General features: G+C 40.6%; 5 protein-coding genes. All 5 read left to right on the top strand.

What is annotated here, in order from left to right; all coding sequences use genetic code 11:
- Positions 1–2,416, top strand: a 2,416-nt coding sequence (locus IQ229_RS10465) for a phage tail protein (protein ID WP_228013368.1), incomplete at its 5' end; no start/stop codon positions are given.
- A 50-nt stretch (positions 2,417–2,466) separates the two neighbouring features.
- Entirely contained in the window at positions 2,467–3,669 is a 1,203-nt protein-coding gene (locus tag IQ229_RS10460) for an SMI1/KNR4 family protein (protein WP_228013367.1), read from the top strand.
- A 514-nt stretch (positions 3,670–4,183) separates the two neighbouring features.
- Positions 4,184–4,447, top strand: a complete 264-nt coding sequence (locus tag IQ229_RS10455; RefSeq protein ID WP_194043436.1) for a hypothetical protein — start codon at positions 4,184–4,186, stop codon at positions 4,445–4,447.
- Complete coding sequence (locus tag IQ229_RS10450; protein ID WP_194043435.1) at positions 4,448–4,795, top strand: type II toxin-antitoxin system PemK/MazF family toxin; 348 nt, start codon at positions 4,448–4,450, stop codon at positions 4,793–4,795.
- Positions 4,796–4,892: 97 nt separating this feature from the next.
- Positions 4,893–5,768, top strand: an 876-nt coding sequence (locus IQ229_RS10445) for a YbjN domain-containing protein (protein ID WP_194043434.1), incomplete at its 3' end; no start/stop codon positions are given.

Below are 5,768 nucleotides of genomic sequence, written 5' to 3'. Positions count from 1 at the left end.
TAAATTTGAAGAATTGCAACAAAGTGTTGACGATAAGCAAGATGAGCTAATTGACACCCTAGCGCAGAAATATCAGGAGAACTTGGAAGCTGTTGATGCCCGCATTGAAGAGATGAAGGCAGCAAATAAAGGTTTTATTCAAAAAGCTTTCGACTTCATCGTGGGAGTGATCAAGACGATCATTGAACTGACCAAAATGCTTTTGGAAGTGCTAGCGCGAGTTGCTGGCGTAATTGGGCAAATCCTCAAAAACCCGATTGGTTTCTTGACTAATTTGATTCAGGCGCTGAAGCAAGGTTTCCTCAACTTCATGAATAATATCGGGAAGCACCTCCAGCAAGGATTAATTGGCTGGCTGACAGGCACAATGGCAGAAACTGGGATTCAAATGCCAGAAAACTTAGACATCAAAGGGATCTTTAGCCTAGCAATGCAGCTTTTGGGCTTCACTTATGAAGCAATTCGCGCCCAAGCCGTGAAAAAATTGGGTGAAGAAAAGGTCGGCCGCTTGGAACAAACTGTTGATGTATTTCAAGTCTTAGCCAGCCAGGGAGTGGTTGGGATGTGGCAGTTTGTCCAAGAGAAGATAGGCGACCTCAATGCCTTAGTGATCGAACCCATCAAGAACTTTATCATTGAAAAAGTGATTACAGCCGGGATTGAGTGGATTCTCAGCCTGTTGACTCCGGCTTCAGCATTCATCAAAGCTGCTAAGGCGATTTATGAGATAGTCAAATTCTTTATTGAACGCGCCCAGCAGATTGCCGATTTAATTAATGCGATACTGGATGCGATTGCTGCGATCGCTAGTGGTGCGATCGATCAAGCAATCAAGGGTGTTGAAAATGCCCTTGCTAAATCTTTACCTGTAGTTATCAGTTTCCTCGCAAGTCTTTTGGGCTTGGATGGAATTGCTGGCAAGATTCAGGCAATCTTCCAGAAGCTACGGAAACCGATGGAAAAAGCAGTTGATTGGGTAATTGATAAAGGTGCGAAGGCGTTTAAGAAAGTTGGCAACAAGGTTAAGAATAGCAAGTTTGGTAAAAAGGCTGGAGAACTGAAAGATTCAGCGAAGGAGAAATATCAAGCCGGTAAGCAGTGGGTTGAAGATAAGAAGGAAACTGGTCAGAATTGGGTTAATGATAAGAAAGCAGCAGCCGAGCAGTGGGTTAATGATAAGAAAGAGGGTGTCAAGAATAAGTTTAAAAATAGCAAGTTCGGCAAGAAGGTAGGAGCCGTTGCAGAATCAGCGAAGGAGAAATATAAAGCTGGTAAGCAGTGGGTTGAGGATAAGAAGCAAGCTGGTCAGAATTGGGTTAATGATAAAAAAGAAGCTGCCCATAATTGGGTTGAAGGTAAGAAAAAATCCGTTAAGGATAAGTTTGACAAGTTTGGCAATAAAGTCAAGGATAAGCTTGGGTTTGGCAAGGATAAGGACAAAGAAAAGCAGGATAAGCCTGAACAGAAGAATAAGCAAGATAATGGTAAAGAAACTAGCAAAAAAGATGAAAAGCAGCACCAATTGCTAGCTCAACAGGCAGTATTAGATATGAAAAATACTGAAGGCATAGCGAAGGATTATAAGACCTTAAGAGCAGAGAAACAAGCGCAAGCTAAACAAATAGAAAAGACTTATACAGCAAAGTTAGAGAAAGGGATTAAGCTCAGTATTCTTTTTGAAGATGCTGCGAGGGATGAGAAAGATAAAGACTTAGATTTTAAGGTAGTAATTGCACCGAACACTACGATTTTACCAAGTTCTATACCCCTTTCAAAGTCTTCATCTGACTATCAAATAGAAGCAAAAAATATAATGAATGACTGGCTGTTTATAGATTCTCATTTGTCAGCAGAGCTGAACATAACACTAACAAAAACTCAATCTTTGATTCAGGAATGGGTGACAAAAGATAAAGTGCTTTTTGGACTTAAATCAAGAGGTCCTAGAGATCCTAATACAGTTTACTTGTATAGCTTTAGCAAGGCTAAAGCAGAGGCAAAGTATGGAGGTATGCGCGACTACTATGGATATGATAATCCCCCTAAAGATTCAGCTAAAGGGCTGGCAATTTTATCTAAAGGCTTTAACAACCTAACCCCTCAGCCAATCGAACCTACGAACAAAAACTATCATAAAACTCAAGCTCGTTACAGAAGTATGCGCCCTGGATCTACATATACAGATTTTGGATATAAACATGCGATACTAGGACACGATGATAGTCATCAAGCTGCTGCTGAACATTGGAATGACATAGGACATACGCAAACAAAAAAGGAGAACCGTGTATGGAACCAAAATCCAAACAATTACTGGGGACCAGAACATACAACTGAATCGTCTGCATCAGGAAGCGGCACACCATTTTATGTGATTCCATGTCCATCTTTTGGTAGCCACGAAGATTGGTGGTAGAAATTATTTGTCACCTTGCAGGTACATAACAGCAAATGTCAGCAGAAAACATGACATTAACCAAACTACATCAAGCTTACAAAAATTGGCTAGGTATGCCCGCTCATATCATCCAACTGCGACGGGATGAATTTAGCGAACAGATACCCACAGAATTAGATATTTTGTTTTTTCATTCAAGTGAAAACGAGAATTTATCAGATGACGACTTTTTCACTTACATAGCGACAGCAGGTATGAGCAGATATGCCATGCAGGAACCAAATGCCTATGCAGAATTGATTATTGGTGTAAAAGGTCATCACCATAGTAACGATCTTGAGGCATTAGGAAGAAAGATAGGATATCTGGCTGTAATTCCCTTCCGTTATAGAATAAATTTTGCACCTAATCGGTTGATAAGCAACTTATCACTACCAATATTTGATCAAATGACATGTGTACTGGTAACTAATTGGTTTATAAAGCAGCCTATTTGCTTACCAAACTTGGAATCAGAAGTTTTAATGCTGACTCTCTACCCTGTTTACCAAAGCGAGGTACAGATAATTCAACAAATTGGTGACATAGAGGCGTATGAGCGTTTTGTGCATGAAGGAATTGATTTACAAAACCCTAAACGCTTCCCTGCTCGTCTAGAGGCAATAGCATCTCTCCCAGATAATAAGGAACGAAGGCAAGCAATGAAAAGTAAAGATGTAGTAGCAACAATAAAGCAAATTTGGGCAGATATTGAGACATGGTACAAGAAAAATGCACCAAATCGGTTTGAAGATTTACTTTCTAGCGCAAAAGAGGAGGAAATGAGCGAATTTGAGTCTCGTATTGGTCTTTCTTTACCAGAAGATTATAGAGCATCGCTCAAAATCCACAACGGCGACGTTTATCTCCATAGTTACAATTACCTCAGCCTGGATGGAGTGCTTAATAGTTGGTCAAATATGACCGATCTTAGTGAACAGGGAGTTTTTGCAGATCATGAAATCTTAGAACAATGGGGCGGAGTTATTCAAAATACCTGGTGGGATCGTGGTTGGATTCCTTTTGCTGAAGATAGTGGGGGCAACATGATTTGTCTAGATATGAACCCGGCAGATGATGGTATTGTTGGACAGATACTTTACATGGATATCCAAGAAGGCCCAAGTCTTAGCGAATTTAAATCTTTCCTTGATTGGCTGAAATATTACAGGGATGGACTACACACTGGTAAATACGAAGTAGACGAAGAGGAGTACATCGTAGAAAAATAACACAACTTTTGTAACCACAAATAGAAAGTATTTGCCAGTTTTTATGGATGAAGTACAGACAGTAATAGCAGAATTGCAAAATGATCAGGAATTAAGAGAGGTTAGCTGATGAACGCTACTAATTATGTGCTGAATTATCAAGCAAAATCATCAATCGTTAAATAACCATATATGTACGCGATCGCCAAAACAGAAAATTATCAATTAGACAGCGAACTAACCCTACACGACTCCTCCCAATCTCCCTTAACCGTTCGCTATTAACTAAGTATTAGCGGCTCATAGCCTTGGATGTAGTTTAGGGCGATAGCAAGATTTTGGGAAGTGTGATCGCGCTTGACACCAATCCAACTGAATAATGATGCAATCAGCGCAAAACCCAAAAGCAATCGCCTCATACTGGCAAGACGTAGGATAATGTGTAGGGCGATCGCGCCTTCTGGTCTTAATATTTAGCCCAAAAGCCTCGGTTAATCTAAGTTATAATTCTGACGACTGGTTGAATTGCAATTCTATGAAAGCTACTAAAACCATTGACGCATCTGTAACGTTGCCAATTGAGCTATACCAAGCACTCGTTCAACAAGCACAGGCACATGGATATTCCGTTAGTGACGAAATAACAGCGTTGCTGACCCCTTTGCTCATGCAGATACCCACTGAACTGGTTCAAGAGTTTGTGGCTTGGGAAGCAGCAAGTGATGAGGACTGGCTAAGTATGGAAGCGACACTAGCATCACTTGATGCGGTAGCGGTTTCCCATGAAGTGGAGAACTAAATGGCTAGAGGAGATATTCTCTTAGTTGGTTTGCCTGAGTCAGATAAGCGAGAAGAAAAGGGCAATCGTCCAGCAATTGCGGTTCAAACAGATATTGCAACTTCTCCGATGTTGATGATTGTTCCGGTTACGTCTTCATTAGGTGCATTGCGTTTTCCATTTACAGTTAGGATTGAGCCATCGGAACAGAATGGTTTAACCTTGCCTTCCGTGGCAATGGTGTTTCAACTGCGAGCTATTGATCGAAAGCGCATAATTCAGAAAATAGGTGAGTTAGAGTTGGAATATTTAACCCAAGTTGATGCAGAAATTTGGCAGATGTTAAAGCCAAAAGAAGCCCAAGAGTAAGGTATCTTCAATATTCACGCTATCAAGTGACAATGCTAAAAATTCAAGCCGCAGTGCCTTTCAAGTTGTCGCTAATGCAAGCAGAAATTTATAGGATATGGTAGATCAGACTGAAAATCATCAATTAGACAGCGAACTAACCCTACACGACTCCTCCCAATCTCCCCTAACCGTTCGCGCGATCGCCCTATCTCTCACCAAACAAGATGACGAACTCATCGCGTGTCGTCTCACCCTCCAAATCAACCCACAACTCTACCACCGCATCGACACCGCAGCCTTATTCAATCTCAAACCAGATGCGCGTAACTCCCTATCATCTGGTAAATTCCTCAGCGAACCAGACATTACCATCGAAACCAGTCTTAAACCCGATTTATTACCACTCTTAGCAGAACACGCCGTTAACATTGATGAAACTGCAAAATATATCCTGAATTTAAACCAAGAACAACCCGATAATCAAATCCTTTTCACTGAAAGTTGGTTGGGTTTATCTGTCAAACAGCAACAAGAATCAGGCGAAATCGGCTATCGTACTCTTTGGTCTTATATTAGTCCAGAAAATCTTTCTCAAACAAGCGCTTCCGGTGAAGGAATTGCTGAAGGTATTGTCAACTTTTTTAAAGATTGGACTGAGGCAAATTTGTCAGCTAAAACTCAAAAATCTGCTGCCAAAATGCTAGAAGGAATCGATAAATTTTTGACTCAATTCGCTGATATTAACACAGATGAGATAACACAAAAAATAGAGGCAACTTTGCCCTCAGATTCTACAGATGGTAGTCTTTTTGAAGCAATAATTAATTTCTTCCAAGCTGATAATTGGCCGTTTGTACAACTTCCAGGACAGCCAGCTTTACAAATACCGTTCCAAGGCGAAAATGGAACATGGAATTGTTATGCTAGAGCCAGAAATGAACAAAATCAATTCGTTTTTTACTCAATTTGTCCAGTCAACGCACCAGAAAAT

The organism is Nostoc cf. edaphicum LEGE 07299 (assembly GCF_015207245.1).
Taxonomy (GTDB): Bacteria; Cyanobacteriota; Cyanobacteriia; order Cyanobacteriales; family Nostocaceae; genus Nostoc; species Nostoc edaphicum_B.
Note: the sequence above shows the minus strand (reverse complement) of the source record. Positions and strands in the feature narration are given on the sequence as shown.